Origin of the sequence: Comamonas sp. lk (assembly GCF_900564145.1) — a bacterium.
Taxonomy (GTDB): domain Bacteria; phylum Pseudomonadota; class Gammaproteobacteria; order Burkholderiales; family Burkholderiaceae_C; genus Comamonas.
The window spans coordinates 2360955-2383874 of record NZ_UOOB01000001.1 but is presented as its reverse complement, the minus strand read 5'-3'; the positions used below and the strand labels follow the sequence as shown (position 1 = coordinate 2383874).

Sequence of the window (22920 nt, the reverse complement as noted above, 5' to 3'; positions counted from 1 at the left end):
AAAGTCCTTCACCGGGTGCTACCGGGGGCAATCCATTGCGCCGCCCATTGCTCGGCCAAAGCCTCGCAGCGGCGCAGCCTCAGACCATCAAGCTCAAAATCCACAATCGTGCACAGGTCCATGCCTTGCGGGCGCTCTGGAATCTGCGCCAGGCGGCCATCCGTCATGACCCAGACATGGATCAGACGCTTTGAGCCATGCAGCGCAGACGACAGCAAACGCAGGCCGGACTCCAGCGGCGTGCCGCCTCCCCCGCCCAAAGGCGCAATCCAGCTTTCGTTGAAGGTCTGGGCCTTGGCCGGCTGCTGCACCCAGTGCGCACCCAGCCCGCCAAAGCCGATCACGCCCACATGCTCACGGTCGCGGTAGGCCTGCTGCATCAAGGCCAGCAGATAGCCCTTGGCTCTGGCCAGCTTGCCGGCACGCAACATGGATGAGGACATATCCAGCAGCACCAGATGCAGCACGGATGCTCCGGCAGGCAGCTTGCGATGGCGAAAATGGTCAACCGCCAGCGCTTGCGAACCTTTGCGAGCCAAAGTCTTCACCCAGTCCAGCCGCCGGCTGAGGCTTGTTTGCGCACTCCCTTTTCGAGCGAAATTCAATCCGCGCCCTGTTCTGGCTTTGCCGGGAAGAACAGGACGCATCAGGCTTTTTTTGTGTTGAAAGGCCTCAACTCCTTGACGGTCTGAATCGCCACCGGCTGGGGTGCGGCCATCCCGCCCCAGCCTTCGGCAGCCGAAGAGCCGCTGCCGGCTGAATTTTCTGCTGGCTGCTCGGTCTGGGACTGAGGCTGGGATTGCGACTGAGGCGGCTGCTCCGGCTGGCTTTCGGACGCTGCATCCGAAGCTGGCGGCGGCGTTGTTTCCTGCGGTGCCTGCGGGTTGCGGCGATGGGCCAGAGCCAGCTCCGCCACGATGTCCACATCGGCGCCGCTCACTTCCAAGCGCCCTTGCAAGGCGGCATGGGCGCGGGCAGCGCGAAGCATGACGAGGTCGGCGCGCACGCCATCCACCTGCGCCAGCTGGCACAGCCTCGCAACCTTGTCGAATACGGCCTCAGGCCATGTGATGGCGTCCACCCTGCCCCTGGCAGCCGTGATCTGGGCCAGCAGCTGGTTCTGAGCCTCGGCATACCTGGCCACAAAGCCCACAGGATCGGTGTCGAACGCCATGCGCGTCAGCACAATGCGCTTGCGCGTGGCCACATCGGGCACATTGGCAAGACGCACAAACAGCCCGAAGCGATCCAGCAGTTGCGGACGCAACTGCCCCTCTTCCGGGTTCATGGTGCCGACCAGGGCCATGCGCGCTGCATGCTGATGGGACACCCCATCGCGCTCCACGCGGTTGATGCCGCTGGCGCTCACATCCAGCAGCAAGTCCACCAAACCGTCGGGCAGCAAATTGACCTCGTCCACATACAGCAAGCCCTGATGGGCTTGCGCCAGCAGGCCGGGCTTGAACTGCACTTCGGAGTGTTTGAGCGCGGCCTGCAGGTCCAGAGAGCCTTGCAGCTGTTCCTCGGTCGTGCCCAGCGGCAGATTCACAAATCGCCCGGCGGGCAGCAGCTCGGCCAGCGCGCGGGCGCTGGTGGACTTGGCCGTACCCCGCGGCCCTTCGACCAGCACGCCGCCCAATAACGGGTCCACGGCCAGCAGCAGCAAGGCCAGTTGCAGCGGCTGCTGGCCCTCAAGCGCCGTAAACGGGAAACACAGGGGCTCGCTTCTTGATACGGTGCTCATTGCTGCTCCAGCATTTGTTCTGTCTGCAGCAGATGCTGCTCCAGCAAGGGTTGATAGTCGGCACTTTCCTGCCACAGGCCACGCTGTATGGCTTCCAGCAGGCGCTCGCACATGCCATGAAAGGCCTGAGGGTTGTGCTTTTGCATAAAGGCTCGCGTGTCCGCATCACTCACAAAAGCCTCGGTGACGCGCGCATATTGGTCATCGCGCACCACGCGCGCCGTGGCATCAAAGGCAAACAGATAGTCCACCGTGGCTGCAATCTCGAAAGCGCCCTTGTAGCCATGGCGCTTGACGCCTTCAATCCATTTGGGATTGGTGACCCGGGAGCGCACGACGCGGCTGATCTCTTCCTGCAAGGTGCGCATGCGCGGCGATTCGGGATTGCTGTGATCGCCGAAATACAGCGCCGGCTGCTGACCGCTGAAGTGGCGCACGGCAGCCGCCATGCCGCCCTGGAACTGGTAGTAGTCGTCCGAATCCAGCACATCGTGCTCGCGGTTGTCCTGGTTGTGCACCACCAGCTGCATATCCGACAGCCGGCGCACAAAGGTGTCTGGCACGGCCGTGCCGTTGTCCTTTTGCCCATAGGCATAAGCGCCCCAGTTGCGATAAGCCGTGGCCAGGTCTTCATCGCTGTCCCAGTTGCGGCCGTCAATCAGGCCCTGCAAGCCCGCCCCATAGCTGCCGGGCTTGGCGCCAAAAACACGCAGTCCGGCCTGATGGCGGGCATCCGTGGGCGCCATGCCTTGCGACTGCAGTTGCTCGGCTTCGCGCAGCACCCGGGCCCGTATGGGGTTGGTGAAAGCATCCTCGTCCTCCAGCGCCGCCACTTTCTGTACGGCGGCATCAAACAGGCGGATCACATTGGTGAATGCATCGCGGAAAAAGCCCGATACCCGCAGCGTGACATCGACCCGGGGGCGGCCCAGCACCGACATGGGCAGCACTTCAAAATCACTGACCCGCCAGCTGCCGTCCGCCCAGGTCGGACGTACGCCCAGCAAGGCCAGTGCCTGTGCAATATCGTCACCGCCGGTGCGCATGGTGGCCGTCCCCCAGACCGACAGGCCCAGCGACTGCGGATACTCACCATGCTCTTGCGCGTATTTTTCCACCAGCAAATTGGCAGACTTCAGGCCCAAGGTCCAGCTGGTAGGCGTTGGCACGGCACGCGTATCGATGGAGAAGAAATTGCGCCCCGTGGGCAGCACATCGGGCCTGCCGCGCGTGGGTGCACCGCTGGGGCCGGCGGGCACAAAACGCCCTTGCAGACCGCGCATCAGCTGCAGCAACTCCTGCGGACCGCATTGATTGAGGCGCGGGCGCAAATCCTGTTCCACCCGCTGCAGCACGGCCTGGGTTTGAGGAAAATCGGCCTCCAGCGCTTTATATATAAGCGCATCGCGCTCCAGTATTAATAGCGACAGCAATTCCAGGCGTTCGCGGGTGTCGCCGGTGCTCCGCCATAGCTGGGCGTCCACCTGGGCCAGCAACTCGGGGCGCGGCCCATTCCATGGCTGCGCCCAGTCGGCATCCAGCGGGTTGAAATCTGCACCCAGCTTCAAGTCCTGCGCCAGCGCCCGAATCAGGCTGTTCTGCCCGCCCTTGCCATTGCCCACGGGGTGGCGGGCCAGCGCCAGCAGGGTGTCTCGCTCCAGCCTGTCCTGCGGCGAGCGGCCAAATATATGCAAACCGTCGCGGATCTGACTTTCCTTGAGCTCGCACAGATAGGCATCGGTCTTGTTGAGCAGTTGCTGCTCATCCTCTGGCGAGCGCGGCGCCGCCAGACCCAGATCCTGGTGCAGATCATGGGCCACGATGTGCGCCAGAATCTGCTTGCGCAAAAGCTTGGCGCGGCGCGCGTCCAGGGTGATGGCTTCGTAGTACTCGTCAACCATGCGCTCCAGATCACGGGTGGGCCCATAGCTTTCGGCGCGCGTCAGCGGCGGCATCAGGTGGTCAATGATGACGGCCTGTGCCCGGCGTTTGGCCTGCGTGCCTTCGCCGGGATCGTTGACGATGAAGGGATACAGATGCGGCATGGGGCCGAACACCAGATCCGGCCAGCAGGTCTGGGCCAGGGCCACGCTCTTGCCCGGCAGCCATTCCAGATTGCCGTGCTTGCCCACATGGACCATGGCATCGGCGGCCCAGGCCGTGCGCAGCCAATGGTAGAAAGCCAGGTAGTAATGTGGCGGCACCAGGTCGGGATCGTGGTAGCTGGCCATGGCATCGAGCTGGTAGCCACGGGCCGGCTGTATGCCCACAAACACCTGACCCAGGCGCAGTCCGGCGATCATGAAGCGGCCGTTGCGCAGCATGGGGTCCTGTCGGGGCTCGCCCCAGCGCTGCTCAATGGCCTGCCGGTTCGCCTCCGGCAGGCTGTCGAAATATTGCTGATAGCTCGCCAGATCCAGACTTTGCCAGGCGGGCCGCAGCTGCCACGAGTCGGGATCGTTGGTGATGCCGTGCTGCAACGTCTGCATCAGCGCATCGCCATCGGCAGGCAAGCCATCCAGCGTATAGCCCTGGCGCTCAAGCTCCTGCAGTATCTGTATAACGGAAGCTGGCGTATCCAGCCCGACGCCGTTGCCGATGCGCCCTTCCTTGGTCGGGTAGTTGGCCAGGATCAGCGCCAGCCGCTTGTCGGCATTGGGCTTGGATCTCAAAGCACACCAGCGCCTGGCCAGCTCCACCACAAAAGCCATGCGCTCCGCATGCGCCTGGTACTGCACCACGTCCGACTGCGTCAGCTCGCTGCGGTGAGACAGGCCTTTGAAGCTGATGGCGCGCGTGATGATGCGCCCATCCACCTCCGGCATGGCCACATGCATGGCGATATCGCGGGGCTGCAAGCCATGCGCATCGTTAAGCCAGCTTTGTTCGTTGCCGCCAGACAGGATCAGCTGCAGCACCGGGATGTCGCCGGCCAGCGCATGATCACCAGGCGTCTCCAGCGACGACTGGGAAAATGCCGTGGTGTTGAGAATCAGCGCCACCTGGTGCTCGGCGCACAAGGCGTGCAGCATGCTCAGGCAGTCCGCATCCTTGAGCGATAGCAGGGCCAGCGGCAACGGATTCAGGCCTTTCTTGAGCAGTTGCTCGCACAAGGCGTCGAACACGCGCGTATTGCCGGACTGCAGATGGGCGCGGTAGAACACCACCAGCACCACGGGAGCGCCAGCATGCCATTGCATCTTCCCGGCTTGCTGCCAGGCCTCAGCCGAAGCGCTGGTCAGCTCGGGGTGATACACCGACACCGGCGGCAAAGGCCTGGGCGGCAGCGCCTGCTGCGGCCCCTCCAGAAACGCGTGCCACAGATAGCCAAACAGCTCGCGTGCATTGGCCGCACCGCCTTCGCGCAGATAGCGCCACAGCGTGCGGCACTGCTCCATGCTGGCCGTGCTTTTTTGCAGCAGATTCAGATCTTCGGTGGTGTCGCCGGAGAACATGACCAGCGCAATGCGATGGCGGCGGCAGATGTCGCGTATGCGGTCCGTGCCATAAGGCCAGTAGCTCTCGCCTCCCAGGTGATCGATCACGATCACCCTGGCATGCTGCAAGACCTCGTCCACGTAAAGATCCACCGAAGCCGGCTGGCGCAAATGCATCAGATTGGCGAGGCGAACACTGGGCATCTGCTCGCCGTCCACGCCCGATTGCAGCTGCGCATAGGCGTCGGCCAGCAGCGCCAAGGTGGTGTCGGCCGCACTCAGAATCACGATCTGGCCGGGCGTCTGCTCCATGCTGGCAACAAAGGCTTCGTCATCTACAAAGCCACCGGGCTGAACGGCAAGCAGGTGCATCAGAGCACTCCCGCCATCTGAGCATTCAGCTCGGCGCGGATGTCGTTTTCATCCAGGTCGTGGCCTATGAAAACCAGATAGGTCTGACGCTCTTCAGCGGCACGCCACAGGCGATCGAAATAGCTGTCGAAGCGCTTGCCCACGCCGTGCACCACCAGGCGCATGGGCTTGCCGGGCAGAGCCACAAAACCCTTGATGCGATACACCGTGTGCTTGGCTACGATTTGCTCCATGGCTTCGAGCAAGGCCTCGCGCTCGACTTCGGGCAGCTTGATGACGATGGAGTCAAATTCCTCGTGATCGTGTTCATCATGGTCATGCGCGCCCTCATGATCGTGATGACCCTTGCGTTGCTCTATGGTCTCTTCCGAAGCGCTGGACAGGCCCAGCACCACGCCCAGATCGATGCGGCCATGGTCGGCCGCCACGATCTTGACTTGCGCAGGAATCTCTTCGCGCACAATGGCTTCCACCTTGGCGCGGTCCTGCGCACTGGCTTGATCCAGCTTGCTCAGCACCACCAGATCGGCGGAGATCAGTTGATCTTCAAACAGCTCGTGCAGCGGCGACTCATGGTCCAGATTGGGGTCCAGCTTGCGCTGCGCATCCACGGCCGCCGGGTTGGCCGCAAACTGGCCGGCCGCAGTGGCGGGCACATCCACCACGGTGATCACGGCATCGACGGTGCAGGCATTCTTGATCTCGGGCCAGTTGAAGGCCTGGACCAGGGGCTTGGGCAGGGCCAGACCGCTGGTCTCGATCAGGATGTGATCAATCTCGTCACGGCGCTCTATCAGCTGGCGCATCACGGGGTAGAACTCTTCCTGCACCGTGCAGCACAGGCAGCCATTGGCCAGCTCATACAGCTGGCCGCCCTGCTCGACGCCATCGTCGTCGCAGCCAATGCCGCAGCTGCGCAAAATATCGCCGTCGATGCCCAGCTCGCCAAATTCATTGACGATCACGGCAATGCGGCGGCCGTTGGCATTCTCCAGAATATGGCGTAGCAAGGTGGTTTTGCCGCTGCCCAAAAAGCCGGTCACGATGGTGGCGGGAATTTTCTTGCTGCTGTTCATAGCTTTACTCCAAAAAATAAGTTCTCACAAATGCCGCTGCTGCGTAGCGGCGCTCAGGTACTGGGCCTGCAGCTCCAGGGCACGACATAGCCCTGGCTCTCATGCTCGCCATGCATGGCCTGCACCTGGTAGACCTGTTGCAGATGTGCGGGCGTCAAAACTTTGCGCGGCTCGCCGCAGGCCGTGATCCGGCCTTGATTGAGCAAAAGCACGCGGTTGCAAAAGCGGCTGGCCAAGGTCAGGTCGTGCAGGACCACTACCACGGCGCTGCCGGCATTGCACTGGGCACGCAGCAGCTCCATCACACTCAGTTGGTGATAAGGGTCCAGCGCCGCCACGGGTTCGTCGGCCAGCAGCAGCGGCGCCTGCACGGCCAATGCCCGGGCCAGACGCGCCCGGGCGCGTTCTCCGCCCGAGAGCTGATCCAGATTGCGCTGCTGCATGGAGCTCAGATGCATGGCGTCCAGCGCTCTGTCAACCGCCTGAGCATCTTCGTGCGACTGCGAGTTTCTGGCCCAGCCACGCTGGTGCGGTAAACGCCCTAGCGCCACAAAATCGCGCACCTTGAGCGGCCAGACCACCTGATCGCCTTGCGCCAGATAGGCAATGCGCCTGGCTCGCTGGGCGGCGGAAAGCCGCTCCAGATCCTCGCCGTCCAGACGTACCGTTCCCTGGTGGGGCAAGAGCTGGGCCATGGCCCGCAAAGCCGTGCTCTTGCCGGCTCCGTTGGGGCCTATCAGCGCAAACAGCTCACCGGCGCGAACCTCAAACGAGAGTCCATGCACGCAATCTCTGCCGGCAAGGCCGACCCGCAGCGAATCCACGGATAACACTTGCATCAGCGTGTCCTCCAGCGCTCGCGCAGCACCAGATACAGAAAGAAGGGCGCGCCCATCAAGGCCGTCACCACGCCCAGCATCAGCTCGACACGACCGCTGAGTAAGCGCAGCGCAATGTCGGCAGCCAGCAGCAAGGCGGCACCGCCCAAGGCGCTGGGCAGCATCAGACGCGAAGGTTTGTAGCCTACGGCAGAGCGAAACAGATGCGGCACGACCAGGCCAATAAAGCCTATCGTGCCCGTGACGGCCACGCTGGCACCCACGCAAAGCGCCGTACCCACGATGATTTGCGCCCGCAGCCGGGGCAGATTCACTCCCACGCTGCGCGCTTCATCCTCGCCCAGCGTCAGGGCATCCAGCTGGCGGGCACTGAAGGCCAGCAAGGCCAGTCCCAGCGCGATGAAGGGCAGGCACAGGCGCAGCTCGTCAAAGCTGCGGTCGGCCAGCGAACCCATCAACCACAGCACGATGTCCTGCATGTCGGTGGGCGTAGGCGCCAGATTGATGGCCAGCGAGGTCAGCGCGGCCGTCAGCGACGAGAGCGCGACACCGGCCAGAATCAAGGTCAGATTGCTGGCCCCTTGGCTGGCAATGCGGTAGAGCACCAGGGTAGACAGACCGGCAGCGCCCATGGCGACCACGGGCAGCAACCAGGCATTCCAGTGCCATAGACCGAAGTAAATGCACAAAACAGCGCCCAGACCGGCGCTGGAGCTGACTCCCAGCAAACCGGGCTCGGCCAAAGGGTTGCGCAACAGGCCTTGCAGCGCAGCGCCCGCCGTGCCCAGCGACATGCCGACCACGATGGCCAGCAGCACACGCGGCAGCCGCACCTGCTCCAGAATGGCGCGGTGACGCAGCGCCAGCTCCGTGACTTCTTGCGGCTGCGACACGGCACTCCACCAATCTGCAACGCCGATGGAGACCGAACCTATGCCCAGCGACACGGCAGCCAGAGCCGTCAAGGCCAAAAGCAAGGCCAGATTCAGTGCCCAGGTCTGCTGGCGAGAATCCTGCTGCCGGGCGCTCATACCGGAGCACCTTTGGCGGTTGCGCCGCTCAGGCCCAAGGCATCCAGCTGGGCTGCAACGGCTTCTGCCGCTTCAATCAGCTGCCAGTTGCTGCAGCCCCAGTCGTTTTCGGTGAGCGTGACCACGGGGATACGCGACAGCAGAGCCTTCATTTGTGGATGACGGCTCAAGGCGGATTTGGCATATGCGGTGTCGTTGACCATGGAAGGCGTGATGAACACGTCAGGCGGGTTCATCAAGATGCGCTCCATATCAAGGCGCCCCCAGCCTTTGAGGCCCAAGGCCGTGGCGTGGTTGCGCAAGCCGGCTGCTGCCAGCACCGCATCGACATGGGTTTGCGTGCCGGCACTTCCGCCATTGGGGCGCAGATACAGAGCGTTCAGCGGGCGCGAGCTGGCCTGCAGCTTTGCCAGGCGCGACTGCACGTTCTGCACCAGTGCCTTGGCTTCGGTTTCGCGCCCTATGGCCTTGCCCATCTTGAGCGTGCTGTCCAGGATGGCCTGCCAGTCCGTAGGAAACGGCACCGTGACGATGCGCACGCCGTACTGCTTGAGCAAGTCCTGCTGATGCCTGGCATTCCAGCGCCGCGAGGCCAGCACCACATCGGGCTTGAGGTGTAGAACATCTTCGGCCGAAGCCTCATTGGCGGCAAACTGGCTCGCCTTGGCGACCATGGAAAAGCGCTTCGCATCCTGGCTCTGACGCGACAGGGAAATGATTTGGGAAGGATCGGCCAGACTCAGGGCCAGAACATCGGCGCAGATATTGGTGGACATCAGGCGCGGCCCGGCAGATTGAGCCCAGGCGGGCGCCACGCAGGCCGCAGCCATCAGCACAGGAAGCAGCAGACTGCGCATCAGTAATCCACCCCGGGCTGTGCTTTGACGCCCTGGCGGAACGCATGTTTGACATCGGCGATCTCGCTGACCGTGTCTGCCAGCGCATAAAGCTCCTGCGGGGCATCGCGTCCGGTGATCACCACGCTCATGCCCGCAGGGCGCGCGGCAATGGCGGCGACCACCTGCTCGACCTTCAGGTAGCGGTACTTGAGCATGAAGCTCAGCTCATCAAGCACCACCAGGCTCAGCTGCTCATCGCCCAGCATGCGCAGGGCTTGCTGCCAGGCCAGGTCTGCAGCCTGTTTGTCGCGGCTCCAATCCGTGCTGTTCCAGGTGCAGCCCGTTGCCATGGCGTGATAGTCCACAGGTGCCGGCGCGCCCTGCCCCATCCAGCCCAGCTGATGCAAAAAAGTGATCTCGCCCGAGGTATGGGTGCCGGTGATGAACTGCACCAGGCCGGTACGCATGCCGTGACCCAGGGCGCGGTACAACATGCCGAAAGCGGAGGTTGACTTGCCTTTGCCAGGCCCAGTCACAAGCAGCACAATACCGCGCTCATCAGACGAGCGGGCAATGGCAGCGTGCACGCTGGCTTTTTTCTGCAGCATGCTTTGCGCATGTGCGTGAATGAACTGTTCGTCCATGCTCTCCCCGAGCGAAATGGCGATAAAACCCATTCCCAAGGGAGAACGACAGCCGGGACGAGCAATGCCGCGCAGCAATGCTGCAGACACACCATGACCCGCTAACAACCACACCCCGTGGAACAAGACCGAGAACGAACAGGTCGGTATTCTGGCTCACCGTCATCCAGCACACACACCTTCCCGGGTTTCAAGACCCAGTGGTATCAACGTGTGGCTGTCAGGTTTACAGCAGCGGGGGCTGCGCCGGAATGGTCGAAGGCAACTTCAACGCACCGGACTTCCCGTTTCAACTGGCCTCAAACAAGGCCCAGTCTCCTGATCGCAAGTTATCAATTATAGAAGTGTCCTCGATGTGTTTCGAGTTCATTTCCTCAATCACCGAATATGGCCGGCCTGCCGCCAGCCAGACGCGTCTGAAACGACGCACCCGGCCGAGCGGCGGCAAGCAGGCCCTTGGTAGCGCACAAGAAACCGTTGGGCGCTACCGCCAAGCTCCATCAGTCCAGGCTGACCTTGGCCTCGCGCACAACCTTGCCCCATTTGCTGGTTTCCGCTGCGATAAAGGCATTGCACTCTTCTGGCGTGCTGCCTTCGGCAAAGGTTCCCATGCTGGCTTCCATGCGGGTGCGGATTTCCTCGCTGCGCACGATGCGGGCCACTTCTTTGGACATGCGCTGAATGATGTCCTTGGGCACGCCGGCAGGTGCCAGCATGGCGGCCCACGTACTGCCTACCAGACCGGGAATGCCCTGCTCGGTAAACGTGGGGACATCCGGCAATATCGGCAAGCGCTTTTCGCTGGCCACTCCAATCAGGCGGATGCGACCGGCCTTGGCCGGCTGAATCAGATTGGGAGGCGGATCGAGAAACAGCGGAATCTGTCCGCCCATGAGATCGGCCAGCGCAGGCGATGCACCCTTGTAAGGCACATGCACCATGTCGGTCTTGGTCAAGAGGCGCATCAACTCCGAAGTCAGATGTGCGGCAGAGCCCGCACCCGACGAGCCAAAGCTGACCTTGCCGGGATGAGTCTTGGCATAGGCAATCAACTCGGCCGTCGTCTTGAATGGCGCATTGGCAGCCACAGCCGCCACCAGCGGCGAAATACCCATCAGCGACACGCCTGTCAAGTCTTTGGTGCTGTAAGGCAGCTTGGCATAAAGCGAGGGATTGGCCGAATAGGCGGCGATGACGACGCCGAAGGTATAGCCATCGGGCGCAGCCTTGGCCAGTTGGTCAACACCGATGATGCTGTTGGCACCCGGCTTGTTTTCCACAATGATGGGCTGACCCAAAGCCTTTTGCAGGCCTACTTGCAGCAGACGTGCCATCTGGTCGGTAAAGCCGCCGGCGGTATAGGGCACGATGATGCGAATCGGCTTGTTCGGCCAGGCATTGTTGGCCCAGGCAGGGCTGACAAGCGCTGCAGCCGCAGCGGCCGTGCCGGCCGTGGTGGTCTGCAGAAACGCGCGCCTTGAAAATGCGTTGGACATATGTCTCCTTGGGTGTGTGACAAGTTCCTGGAGCAGGCCGTGGGCAGGCTGCACCAGAAACTTGTAGAGATCGGGGCAATGGCATGGGTGCGGCCGAGCTGGTTCGCCCCATCTTTTTTCAAGACATGTGGCTCTTGCCCGCAAAAATACCTTACCTGGCGTTGACCAGTTCCGGCACTGCCGTGAACAGATCGGCCTCCAGGCCGTAGTCAGCCACCGAGAAGATCGGGGCTTCGGGGTCCTTGTTGATCGCCACGATCACCTTGGAGTCCTTCATGCCGGCCAGATGCTGGATAGCGCCCGAGATACCGCAGGCGATGTACAGCTGAGGCGCGACGATCTTGCCGGTCTGGCCCACTTGCAGGTCGTTGGGGGCGTAGCCCGCATCGACGGCTGCACGGCTGGCACCGATGGCAGCACCCAGCTTGTCGGCCAGGGGCGACATGACTTCGGTGAACTTCTCGGCCGAGCCCAGAGCGCGACCGCCGGAGACGATGATCTTGGCAGCCGTCAGTTCGGGGCGCTCGCTCTTGGTGACTTCGCGGCCCACAAAAGCGCTCTTGCCAGAGTCGGCCACGGCAGCCGCCGTTTCCACCGCAGCAGAACCACCGGTGGCAGCAGCGGCGTCAAAGCCGGTGGTGCGCACGGTGATGACCTTGACGGCATCGCTGGACTGCACGGTGGCAATGGCGTTGCCGGCGTAGATGGGACGCTCGAAGGTATCGGGCGCATCCACCTTGGTGATGTCGCTGATCTGGGCCACGTCCAGCTTGGCGGCCACGCGGGGAGCAATGTTCTTGCCGGCAGCGGTCGAAGGGAACAGGATGTGGCTGTAGTTGCCGGCGATGGCCAGCACTTGAGTGGACACGTTCTCGGCCAGGCCGGCTTTCAGGCTTGCGCCATCGGCGTGGATGACCTAGGAGACGCCGGCTATTTTGGAGGCGGCATCAGCGCCCGCTGCAGCACGTTCACCGGCTACCAGCACGTGCACATCACCACCACAGGCTGCGGCAGCCGTCACGGTGTTCAGGGTCGCTGGCTTGATCGAAGCGTTGTCGTGTTCTGCAATAACGAGAGAAGTCATTTGTCGTTCTTCCTTTAGATCACTTTGGCTTCGTTCTTCAACTTGTCGACCAGGGCTGCCACATCGGCCACCTTGACACCGGCACCGCGCTTGGCGGGTTCGGCCACCTTCAGGGTCTTCAGGCGAGGAGCGACGTCCACACCCAGGTCTTCAGGCTTGAAGGTGTCGAGCTGCTTTTTCTTGGCCTTCATGATGTTGGGCAAGGTGACGTAGCGGGGCTCGTTCAGGCGCAGGTCGGTGGTGATGACGGCGGGAGTGGACAGAGACAGGGTCTCCAGGCCACCGTCGACTTCACGGCTGACGCTGACCTTGTCGCCAGCGACTTCCACCTTGGAGGCAAAAGTGGCTTGGGGCAGATCAGCCAACGCCGCCAGCATCTGGCCGGTCTGGTTGTTGTCGCCATCAATGGCTTGCTTGCCCAGGATCACGAGACCGGGCTGCTCCTTGTCCACCAGCGCCTTGAGCAGCTTGGCCACGGCCAGAGGCTGCAGTTCGACATCGGTTTCCACCAGGATGGCGCGGTCGGCGCCGATGGCCAGGGCCGTGCGCAGGGTTTCCTGGCACTGGGTCACGCCACAGGAGACAGCGATGACTTCCGTCACCACGCCTTTTTCTTTGAGGCGCACAGCTTCTTCGACGGCGATTTCGTCAAAGGGGTTCATGCTCATCTTGACGTTGGCGATGTCTACACCCGTGCCGTCCGATTTGACGCGGACCTTCACGTTGTAGTCCACCACGCGCTTGACAGGGACCAATACCTTCATGCTGCTGTTACTTCCACAGATTAGTGATTGAAATGAATGCCAGCACTTATTCAGCAAGCGCTGGCAGCTATGAATTCAGGAATTAAAATGCGGGCTTCCGCATGAACCACTCCTGCATAAGCCGGCTTGCAGGGCTATATGGAGGCATGAAACATGCACACCAAAGTGACTTCATTTCGCGTTGGCTGCCAGACCCAGGCGCTCGATCAGCACCTTGTCCTTGGCATAGGCATCCTTGGCCCATTGCAGATAGTCAGCACCGGAGCGGTACCACAGCCCCTGATTGAGCTGCGCCAGCACCTCGGTATGGCGCGGATCGTCCATGGCTTTCTTGAACGCATCGTGCAGCCTCTGCACCACGGCAGCATCCATGCCCTTGGGGCCCGCCAGACCATAGGGAGAGAGCGACACCACGCCATAACCAAGTTCCTTGGCGGTAGGCACATCGGGCCAGCGCTGGGTCCGCTTTTCACCAAAAGTGACAAGCAAACGCATCTTGCCGCTTTCTACATGGGGCTCCCAGCCAGAGGCACCACTTTCCGCAGCCAGATGGCCTCCCAACAGCGCCTGTTGCAGATCGGCATCGCCCTTGAAAGGCACATGGTTGAGCGAGACCTTGGCCTTCTCGGCCAACTCTTCCATCAGCAGATGGGGGGATGAACCAATGCCGGTCGAGCCGTAGTCGATCTTGCCTGGACTCTTGCGCGCCGCAGCAATGTAGTCGTTGAAGCTGCGATAAGGCGAATCCGTACGTACTGCCACGCCAAAGGTGTAGCCCGATACCCCAATGATGTAGGTAAAGTCGGTGATCGGATTCCAGGCCGTTTTCTGCATATGCGCCATGCGCAGCATCGACATGGGGAACTGGACAATCGTGTAGCCATCGGGCTTTGCCGTGCGCGCCACTGTAGCCGGACCCAAGGTACCGCCAGCACCTGGTCGGTTGTCAACGATGATGGGCTGCCCCAGATGCTTGCTGGCAATGTCGGCCAATATGCGCATGTGGCGGTCCGTGGGCCCACCGGCCGGGAAAGGCACGATCAGCGTGATGGGACGATTCGGGAACTCGTTGGCCTGCGCGGGCAGGCCCATTCCCAGGCTGGCTGCGGCAGCAGCAGCCAATACCAGGCGGCGGCCCATGGATGTTTGCATATTTGTCTCCGGTAGTTGTTCTAGAAATCGAGGAATTCAGACAGGTAGGGTCAACACGCCCTTGGCCTGCAACGCCTGTAACTCCGCTTCGGGCAAGTTCAGCAACTGCTGCAGCACTTCGCGCGTGGCTTCACCCAGCACAGGCGGCGTGTGGCGAATGGGCAGCAACTGCCCGTCCAGGCGGTAAGGCGGCGCGAACACCCAGGTCTGGCCGGCCACGGGATGGGGCATTTGCTGGAACACGCCCGCCTGGCGGGTACGCTCGCTGGTCAAGGCTTCATGCAGTCCGGCAGCTTCGCCGCAAGGAATGCCGGCGGCATGCATGCGCTCCAGCAACAGCTTGCGGGGCTTGGAAGCGATGATTCCCGTCAGCATCGGCAAGATCAGAGCACGGTGCTTGGCACGCTCCACATTGGTGGAAAAACGGGGGTCTTCCACAATATCGGGGCGCTCAATGACCGTGCGGCAGAAGGCATCGAATTGGCTGTTATTGCCCACGGCAATGATCAGCGCACCATCGGCAGCATCAAACAGACCGTAAGGCACTATGGAGGGGTGGGCATTGCCATAGCGCTGTGTGTCGTGGCCCAGTTGCATGGCATCCAGCGCGTAATAGCCGGTGATGGTCAAACCACAGTCATACAGCGCCATCTCGATCTTGCGGCCACGACCGGTACGGCTCTTGCGGTAAAGCGCGGCCAGCACGGCTTGTGCGGCATACATGCCGGTCATCATGTCTACCACGGCCATGCCGAACTTCAAAGGCGGCGTTCCTTCCACACCGTTGATGGCCATCAGGCCGGCTTCGGCTTGAATCACCAGGTCGTAGCCCGGACGCTTGGCTTCGGGTGTTTCGCTGCTGTAGCCGGCTACGCTGCAGTAGATCAGATCGGGCTTGATGGACTTGAGTTTGTCGTAGCCCAAGCCCAGCTTGTCCGTACCGCCATGCTTGAAGTTGTGAATCACCACATCAAACTGGGGCAGCAAGTCATAAATGATCTGAACCGCCTCGGCGCTTTGCAGATCCAGCGTGATGGACCGCTTGTTGCGGTTCATGCTGTTGTAATAGGTGGTTTCGGTCTTGCCGACGCGATGGCCCCAGTCGCGCGTGTCATCGCCGCGCTTGGGATGCTCCACCTTTATCACTTCGGCGCCAAAATCGCCCAACACCTGACCGCACAACGGGCCGGCAAACACGCGCGACAAATCCAGTACGCGCACGCCTTCCAAGGGAAAGTCCATGTCGTCCGGCAATTCTTGTTGGCTGCTCATTTTGCTGTTCTCCAATCTCTGTCTCTGGAAGGCCGGCGCCTTGCAGCAAGCAAGGCACCGGGCACCCTCAAGCCTAAGCCTATTGCAAGGCGGGTTCCGGGTCGATCAGGCGCTCCGACCTTCGTTCTGACCCAAGGCGATGAAGCGGGCCAGATGATGGTCCTCGTCACCAAACTGGTGATCGATCATGACCAGACGCTTGGCGTAGTGCGCCAGTGGCAGCTCCCAGGTCATGCCAATGCCGCCATGCATCTGAATGCATTCCTCGGCCACCATCGCACCCACATAACCCACGGTGTACTTGGCGGCAGACAGCATCTTGGCGCGCTCCACGCCTTCGGCGTTGTCGATGGCGTCCGCAGCGTTGACCACGGTGGAACGCACCTGTTCCACTTCCAGCAGCAGGTCGGCCATGCGGTGCTGCAGCGCCTGGAAAGTGCCAATGGCCACACCGAACTGCTTGCGGGTCTGCAGATATTCCAGCGTGTGCTGCTTGGCCACATCCATGGCACCCAGTGCCTCGGCGGCCAGGGCCAGCAACGCAAAGCCTTGCACCTGCTCCAGCACGGTGTAGCCATGGCCTTCGGCGCCCAGCAAGGCATCGCCGCTCAGCTGCACATTGTCAAAAGTCAGTTCGGCGGCGCGGCCGCCTTCCATGCGGCTGTAGCCGCGCTTGGCCAGACCGGCGGCATTGCCGTCCACCAGGAACAGGCTGATACCGGCTTCGTCGAACTGAGCGTCTGCGGTGCGGGCCGAAACCAGCAGCAGCCCGGCCTTTTCGCCAAAGGCCACCACACTCTTGGCTCCGTTGAGCACCCAGCCGGTAGCAGTCTTGCTGGCCGACAGAGCCACATTGTTCAGTTCATAGTGGCCGCCCGGCTCATCGTGCGCCAGAGCGGCCATCACGCCGCCGGCAATGATGTCATCGAGTTTTTGTTTTTGCGATTCCGTACCTGCAGCAATCAGGGCCTGGCCCACCACCAGTGCGCCCAGCAGGGGTTCGGCCACCAGGCCGCGGCCCAGGGCTTCAAACACCACGCTGATGTCAAAGCCGGAGCCGCCAAAGCCGCCCACGTCTTCGGGAAACAGTGCGCCAATCGTGCCCAGCTCGGCAAATTGCGCATACAGCTCAGGGCTGTGCCCTTGCGCGCCGTAAGCCAGCTGGTTGCGATGCTCGATACCATACTGCTCGGCAACAAAGCGGTTCAGGCTGTCCGCCAGCATGCGGCGGTCTTCGGTATGTGTGAAGTTCATGTGCTTATTCCTTGCCTTGCCCGAATCAGAGGCCCAGGATCATCTTGGAGATGATGTTTTTCTGGATTTCGTTGGAGCCACCGAAGATCGACAGCTTGCGGTAGTTGAAGTAGTTGGCAGCTGCGGTGGCGGCTTCGTCGATCAGACCGACGGGGGCATCCTCATAGCCTTCGTATTGCGCTTCGTCGATATAAGGCACGGCATAGACGCCCATGGCGCGACGAATCAGCGACAGGATTTCCTGGCGGATTTCCGTGCCGCGAATCTTGAGCATGGAGCTTTCCGCTCCGGGCACGCCGCCACCGGCCACGGCAGCAATCACGCGCAGATTGGTGGTCTTCATGTTTTCCAGGTCAATCTCGACCTTGGCCATGCGGGCGGCAAACAGCGGGTCCTGGTTCAAAGGCTTGCCGTTCTTGTGCGCCTTGGCAGCCACGACCTTGAGCTTGGCCAGCGCCGAGATGCAAAAGCCCACGCCTGCAATACCAGTGCGCTCATAGGTGAGCAGGTACTTGGCGTAAGTCCAGCCCTTGTTCTCTTCGCCCACCAGGTTTTCCACGGGCACCTTCACATCGGTGAAGAAGACTTCGTTGACATCCTTGTCGCCATCCAGCGTGCGGATGGGGCGCACTTCCACGCCGGGCGTGTTCATGTCCACCAGCAAAAAGCTGATGCCGGCCTGGGCCTTGGCTTCGCGGTTGGTGCGCACCAGGCAGAAGATCATGTTCGCGTGCTGGCCCTGCGTGGTCCAGGTCTTCTGACCGTTGACGATGTAGAAATCGCCCGTTTCGTCAGTGACTCGCACGGCCGTGGTCTTGACCGAGGCCAGATCGGAGCCAGCGCCGGGTTCCGAATAGCCCTGGCACCACCAGTCTTCGCCTTTCAGCATGCGGGGCAGCCAGTAGTTCTTTTGCTGCTCGTTGCCGTACTTGATCAGCACCGGGCCCAGCATGTTCACGCCAAAAGGCACGACACGGGGGCCGCCAGCCAGCGCGCACTCGGTGTCGAAAATGAATTTTTCCACCGCACCCCAGCCGGGGCCGCCGTTTTCCATGGGCCAGTGGTTGGCGTACCAGCCGCGCTCATTGAGGATGGCATGCCATTCGTCCTGGTCGGCCTTGCTCAGACGCTGACCGGCCTTGACCTTTTGCGCAATGTGCTTGGGCAGTTTTTCCTTGAGGAAGCTCTGTACTTCGGCGCGGAACGCCTCTTCTTGGGGGGTGAATTGCAAATCCATTGCGGGGTCCTCAGTAATTCAATCGCTGTGCGTCGCAGGCACGAGCACGCCCCCAAGATGGAGACATCGCGCAAGGGCCGCCCCGCCGCGCTGGTGTCGTCCCCCTTGGGGGAAGGCGCAAAGCGCCTCAGGGGGTTATCAAAAAATCTCGAACAGGCCTGCAGCGCCCATGCCACCGGCGATGCACATGCTCACCACGCCCCACTTCACCGCGGGGTTCAGGGCCTTGCGGCGGCGGCCTTCCAGCAAAATGTGGCCGGCCAGACGCGCACCCGTCATGCCGAAGGGGTGGCCGATGGAGATCGCACCGCCGTTGACGTTCAGACGCTCGCCGGGAATGCCCAGTTGACGCTGGCAGTACAGGGCTTGCGAGGCAAAGGCTTCGTTCAGCTCCCACAGATCGATATCCTGAACGGTGAGACCGTGGCGCTTGAGCAGCTTGGGCACGGCAAACACCGGGCCGATGCCCATTTCATCGGGCTCGCAGCCGGCCACGGCGAAGCCGCGCAAGGCACCCAGCGGCTCAAGACCCAGGCGCTCGGCCTGCTTGGCTTCCATCAGCACGCAGGCGCTGGAGCCGTCGGACAGCTGGGAAGCATTGCCGGCAGTAATGAAGTTGCCTGCGCCCTTGACGGGCTCCAGCTTGAGCAGGCCTTCCAGCGTGGTCGAAGGACGGTTGCAGTTGTCCTTGGTGGCGACTACGTCGCGGTAGGTGACTTCGCCGGTTTCCTTGTTCTTCTCGGCCATGAGCGTGGCACAGGCGATGATTTCGTCCTTGAACAAGTCGGCAGCCTGGGCTGCGGCCGTGCGCTGCTGGCTTTGCAGCGAGAAGGCATCCTGATCCTCGCGGCTGATGCCGTAGCGTTTGGCCACCACATCGGCGGTGTCGATCATGGCCATATACAGCTCGGGCTTGTGCTCGAGCAGCCAGGGGTCCATGTCGGTGGGCAGATTGTTGCCGGCGCGGATGCCGGAGATGGTTTCCACGCCGCCGGCAATCATGGCGTCCACGCCTTCGGCCACGATGCGGCTGCTGGCCATGGCAATCGACTGCAGGCCCGAGGCGCAGTAGCGCGCAATCGTCATGCCGGCAATGCTCAGCGGCAGTTCGGCGCGCAGCACGGCCTGACGGCCCAGGTTGCGGCCCTGGAAGCCATCGGGGTTGCCGCAGCCCAGGACCAAGTCTTCGATCATGGCCGGATCGATGCCTGAGCGCTCTACGGCGGCCTTGACGGAGAAGGCTGCCAGCTGGGCGGCAGGCGTCACATTGAATTCGCCGCGGTGCGACTTGGCCAGCGGAGTACGGGCGGTGGAAACGATAACGGCTTCACGCATGATGATGAGTCTCTTGATATTTGAATGTTTTGATAGCTGCCAGCGCTTGTTTTTGATGGATCTCAATATGTTTTCTGATTGAGATTTTTATCAATAAAGCGCTAGCAGCTCACTTTTTTGAATGGTGCTGTTGGAGCCGACGGGCTTCAGGCGGCCTGATTCAGGCTCTCGAAAGTCCGTCCCTCGGCCACCAGCTTTTGCAGCAGAGGCGCAGGCTTCCAGAACAGCGCGTCTTCCTTGGCAAAGGCTTCGATATCGGCCAGCACCTTGTCTAGGCCCTGCATATCGGCCCACTTCATGGGGCCGCCGCGATGGCGGGGGAAGCCGTAGCCCGAGATAAAGGTCACATCCACATCCAGCGGGCGCAGGGCAATGCCCTCCTCCACCACCTTGGCGCCTTCGTTGACCATGGCGGCCATGTAGCGGCGCATGATTTCCTCGGCGCTGAACGGGCGTGCCGTCACGCCTTTTTTGGCGCGCTCGGCATCCACGATGGCCAGCACTTCAGGATCGGCCTGGCCCACGCGGGCGCCTTGGGGATAGAGGTAGAAGCCGCGCTGCGTCTTCTGGCCAAACCAGCCGTTTTCGCAGATGCGGTCGGCGATCTCCACGTAGCGGGCCTTGGGGTCACGCGTGGCGGCGCGGCGCTTGCGTGTGGCCCAGCCGATGTCGCCACCGGCCAGATCGGTGACCTGGAACGGGCCCATGGCAAAGCCAAAGCCGCGCACGGCTTCGTCGATCTCGTAGGGCGAAGCACCGTCTTCCATCAAATAGTCGGCGGCCTGCTTGTAGGTGGCCAGAATGCGGTTGCCGATAAAGCCATCGCAGACGCCGGCGCGCACCGGCACCTTCTTCATCTTCTTGGCCAGCTCGAAAGCCGTGGTCACCACATCGGGCGCCACCTTGGAGGGCACGACGATTTCCAGCAGCTTCATGATGTTGGCGGGGCTGAAGAAGTGCAGACCAATCACATCCTGGGGGCGGCTGGTGACGGCGGCAATCGCGTCGATATCCAGATAGGAGGTGTTGGTGGCCAGCACGGCGCCGCTCTTGCAGACGCGGTCCAGTTCCTTGAACACGGCCTTCTTGACTTCCAGGTCTTCGAACACGGCTTCAATCACCAGATCCACGTCGGCAATGTCGTCGTAGCTCGTCGATGGCGTGTAACGCGCCATCACCGCCGCCTTGGCTTCTTCGCTCATGCGGCCCTTGGCGATCAGGCCGTTGTAGACCTTCTCCACATTGGCCTGACCGCGGGCGATGGATTCGGCATCTCGCTCGATCATGGTCACGGCCAGACCTGCATCCAGTGCCGAGACGGTGATGCCGGCGCCCATGGTGCCGCCGCCGATGATGGCGATCTTGGCAAAGTGGCGTGGTGCCGCTGCCTTGGCTTCGGGAATTTTGGCGGTTTCACGCTCGGCAAAGAAAGCGTGGATCAAACCGGCGCGCTGTGGGCTGTCGATGCAGGCCAGAAACTGGCTGCGCTCGAACTTCAGGCCATCGGCAAAGGGCAGATCGAGTGCTGCCTGCACGCAATCAATGATCTTCAGGGGCGAGAACAGGCCACGCGACTTCTTGGCCGTATCGGCGCGCAAGGCGTCGAGATCGACCTGGGCTGTGGCCTTGTCGGCCAGTTGACCCAGCACGGCGCTGGTGGGGCGCACAGCCGCGCCGCTAGCCAGCAGCTCACGGGCATAGGCCAGACCGGCGGCCACGGGGTCACTGCCCTGCTCGACCTTGTCCACCAGACCTGCGTCCAGAGCTGCCTGGGCGCCGATTTGCTTGCCGCTGAGCATCAACTCGGTGGCAGCCTTCACGCCCATCAGACGCGGTGCGCGCTGCGTGCCGCCGGCACCGGGAATCAGGCCCAGCAAGACTTCGGGCAGGCCCAGCTTCGCCGCAGGCAATGCCAGACGGTAATGAGCAGCCATGGCGATCTCCAGACCGCCACCCAGGGCCGCGCCATGAATCACAGCCACCACGGGCTTGCGGCAGGCTTCGATGCGGTTGCAAACATCAGGCAGAAAAGGTGCCACCGGGGGCTTGCCGAATTCGCGGATGTCGGCACCGGCGATAAAGGCCTTGCCCTGGCCCACGATCAGCACGGCCTTGACCGCGTCGTTGGCATCGGCCTGCTCCATGGCGGCCGTCAGACCCTGGCGCACGGCGGCGCCCAGGGCATTGACAGGTGGGTTTTGGATGCTGACCAGCAGGACATCACCGTCTTGCTTGAGTTCAACGACAGAAGTGGATGCTTCAGAGGTCATACATGTCTCCGTTATGGCTTGGATTAACTGCCCACATTCTTACGGCGACAATGTTTTCTAACAATCCCATGAATCATTGACAGACTGTCAAATAAATTCAGACAATCAAGCCATGGACTCCCAATCACTGACACTGCTGGTTGAAATCATCGATAGCGGCAACCTCAGCCAGGCTGCACGCAAGCTCAAGATGACGCGCGCCAACGTGAGCTACCACCTGACCCAGCTGGAAAAATCCGCAGGGGTGCAGCTAGTCAAGCGCACCACACGCCGGGTGGAGCCCACGGAAATCGGCCTGCGCCTGTACGAGCACGGGCGCAATATCCACAACGAAATGCTGGCCGCGCGTGAGGCCATTACCGCCCTGGGCCAGAGTCTGCAAGGGCGCGTGGGCATCAGCGTTCCCAGCGGCTACGGCCAGATCGTGATGAGCGAATGGCTGATCGAGTTCAAGCGCCTATACCCTGGCATCGTGCTGGATGTGCTGTTCGAGAACCGGGCCGACAATCTGCGCGACGATATGGACATCATCATCCGCGTGATCCAGGAGCCGCCTCTGTCGCTGGTGGCGCGCAGCCTGGGTACGGTGCGCTACCTGGCCTGTGCCTCACGTGAATACGCCCAGACCCATGGCCTGCCTCAAACCCTGCATGCCTTGCGTGCCAGCCCGCTGATTACCGCCGGCGTGACGGGGCGGCAGCTGCGCCTGGCCGCCTATCTGGGTGCCGAGCGCCATGAAGTGATGCTGGAGCCCACCATGATCTCCGAGCATTTCCCCTTCCTGCGCGATGGCATTCTGGCGGGCCTGGGCGTGGGCCTGGTACCCGACTATGTTGTTCAGGACAAACTGGCCAGCGGCGAGGTGCTGACCACGCTGGATGAATACCGGCTGAGCATTTTTGGCACCCATATGTATCTGCTCTACCTGCCCAATCGCCATCAGACCAAGTCTGTACGCACCTGCATCGACTTTTTGCTGGCCAAGGCCCAGCCCGAGGAGCCAAGCCTGGCCGCGAAGTTGCCGCCGCCATAATCCCTGATCGCAAGAATGAAAAACGCCAGCTTAGAAGGCTG

17 protein-coding genes, 1 pseudogene and 1 riboswitch are annotated in these 22920 nt (G+C 62.0%); of the genes and pseudogenes, 1 reads left to right on the top strand and 17 read right to left on the bottom strand.

All coding sequences use genetic code 11. From position 1 onward, the window contains the following. Window positions 1–8: 8 nt before the first annotated feature. The 17 genes and pseudogenes from EAO39_RS10995 to EAO39_RS10910 form a co-directional block, all read right to left on the bottom strand. A complete protein-coding gene (locus EAO39_RS10995) occupies window positions 9–548 on the bottom strand; it encodes a VWA domain-containing protein (protein WP_162989527.1) in 540 nt (179 codons plus the stop codon). Between the two features lie 98 nt (window positions 549–646). Then, a complete protein-coding gene (locus tag EAO39_RS10990; RefSeq protein ID WP_120967420.1) occupies window positions 647–1744 on the bottom strand; it encodes an AAA family ATPase in 1098 nt (365 codons plus the stop codon). Beyond that, entirely contained in the window at window positions 1741–5553 is a 3813-nt protein-coding gene (cobN, locus tag EAO39_RS10985) for a cobaltochelatase subunit CobN (protein ID WP_120967419.1), read from the bottom strand. The genes EAO39_RS10990 and cobN overlap by 4 nt, the downstream gene beginning before the upstream one ends. After that, window positions 5553–6629 carry a cobalamin biosynthesis protein CobW gene (gene cobW / locus EAO39_RS10980; RefSeq protein ID WP_120967418.1) on the bottom strand — a complete coding sequence of 359 codons (1077 nt, stop codon included), beginning with the start codon at window positions 6627–6629 and terminating at the stop codon, window positions 5553–5555. The genes cobN and cobW overlap by 1 nt, the downstream gene beginning before the upstream one ends. 53 nt (window positions 6630–6682) lie before the next feature. Then, window positions 6683–7468 (bottom strand): ABC transporter ATP-binding protein, encoded by a 786-nt coding sequence (locus EAO39_RS10975; RefSeq protein WP_120967417.1) that lies wholly within the window; start codon window positions 7466–7468, stop codon window positions 6683–6685. Next, a complete protein-coding gene (locus tag EAO39_RS10970) occupies window positions 7468–8499 on the bottom strand; it encodes an iron ABC transporter permease (protein ID WP_120967416.1) in 1032 nt (343 codons plus the stop codon). The genes EAO39_RS10975 and EAO39_RS10970 overlap by 1 nt, the downstream gene beginning before the upstream one ends. Next, entirely contained in the window at window positions 8496–9356 is an 861-nt protein-coding gene (locus EAO39_RS10965) for an ABC transporter substrate-binding protein (RefSeq protein ID WP_120967415.1), read from the bottom strand. Before EAO39_RS10965 ends, EAO39_RS10970 begins: the two co-directional genes overlap by 4 nt. Then, window positions 9356–9982: a cob(I)yrinic acid a,c-diamide adenosyltransferase gene (cobO, locus tag EAO39_RS10960; protein ID WP_120970944.1), complete on the bottom strand. Its 627-nt coding sequence runs from the start codon at window positions 9980–9982 to the stop codon at window positions 9356–9358. Before cobO ends, EAO39_RS10965 begins: the two co-directional genes overlap by 1 nt. Window positions 9983–10105: 123 nt before the next feature. Further along, window positions 10106–10319, bottom strand: a riboswitch (cobalamin riboswitch). Window positions 10320–10482: 163 nt separating this feature from the next. Further along, complete coding sequence (locus EAO39_RS10955) at window positions 10483–11478, bottom strand: tripartite tricarboxylate transporter substrate binding protein (RefSeq protein ID WP_120967414.1); 996 nt, start codon at window positions 11476–11478, stop codon at window positions 10483–10485. 151 nt (window positions 11479–11629) lie between these two features. Beyond that, a pseudogene (locus EAO39_RS10950) lies at window positions 11630–12562 on the bottom strand (FAD-binding protein). Between the two features lie 14 nt (window positions 12563–12576). Then, the gene (locus tag EAO39_RS10945; protein ID WP_120967413.1) at window positions 12577–13326 is read right to left on the bottom strand and encodes an electron transfer flavoprotein subunit beta/FixA family protein; all 750 of its coding nucleotides are present in this window, start codon (window positions 13324–13326) and stop codon (window positions 12577–12579) included. Window positions 13327–13497: 171 nt separating this feature from the next. Further along, window positions 13498–14478 carry a tripartite tricarboxylate transporter substrate binding protein gene (locus EAO39_RS10940; protein WP_120967412.1) on the bottom strand — a complete coding sequence of 327 codons (981 nt, stop codon included), beginning with the start codon at window positions 14476–14478 and terminating at the stop codon, window positions 13498–13500. A gap of 36 nt (window positions 14479–14514) precedes the next feature. Next, window positions 14515–15750 (bottom strand): CoA transferase, encoded by a 1236-nt coding sequence (locus EAO39_RS10935; protein WP_120967411.1) that lies wholly within the window; start codon window positions 15748–15750, stop codon window positions 14515–14517. Window positions 15751–15855: 105 nt separating this feature from the next. Beyond that, entirely contained in the window at window positions 15856–17004 is a 1149-nt protein-coding gene (locus EAO39_RS10930) for an acyl-CoA dehydrogenase family protein (protein ID WP_120967410.1), read from the bottom strand. Window positions 17005–17029: 25 nt separating this feature from the next. Continuing rightward, entirely contained in the window at window positions 17030–18241 is a 1212-nt protein-coding gene (locus EAO39_RS10925) for an acyl-CoA dehydrogenase family protein (RefSeq protein WP_120967409.1), read from the bottom strand. Window positions 18242–18379: 138 nt separating this feature from the next. Continuing rightward, window positions 18380–19576 (bottom strand): acetyl-CoA C-acyltransferase, encoded by a 1197-nt coding sequence (locus EAO39_RS10915; protein ID WP_120967407.1) that lies wholly within the window; start codon window positions 19574–19576, stop codon window positions 18380–18382. A 146-nt stretch (window positions 19577–19722) separates the two neighbouring features. Continuing rightward, a complete protein-coding gene (locus EAO39_RS10910) occupies window positions 19723–21846 on the bottom strand; it encodes a 3-hydroxyacyl-CoA dehydrogenase NAD-binding domain-containing protein (RefSeq protein WP_120967406.1) in 2124 nt (707 codons plus the stop codon). Window positions 21847–21958: 112 nt separating this feature from the next. Between EAO39_RS10910 and EAO39_RS10905 the strand changes: the two genes are divergently transcribed. Next, window positions 21959–22879 carry a LysR family transcriptional regulator gene (locus tag EAO39_RS10905; RefSeq protein ID WP_120967405.1) on the top strand — a complete coding sequence of 307 codons (921 nt, stop codon included), beginning with the start codon at window positions 21959–21961 and terminating at the stop codon, window positions 22877–22879. The last annotated feature ends 41 nt before the right edge of the window (window positions 22880–22920 follow it).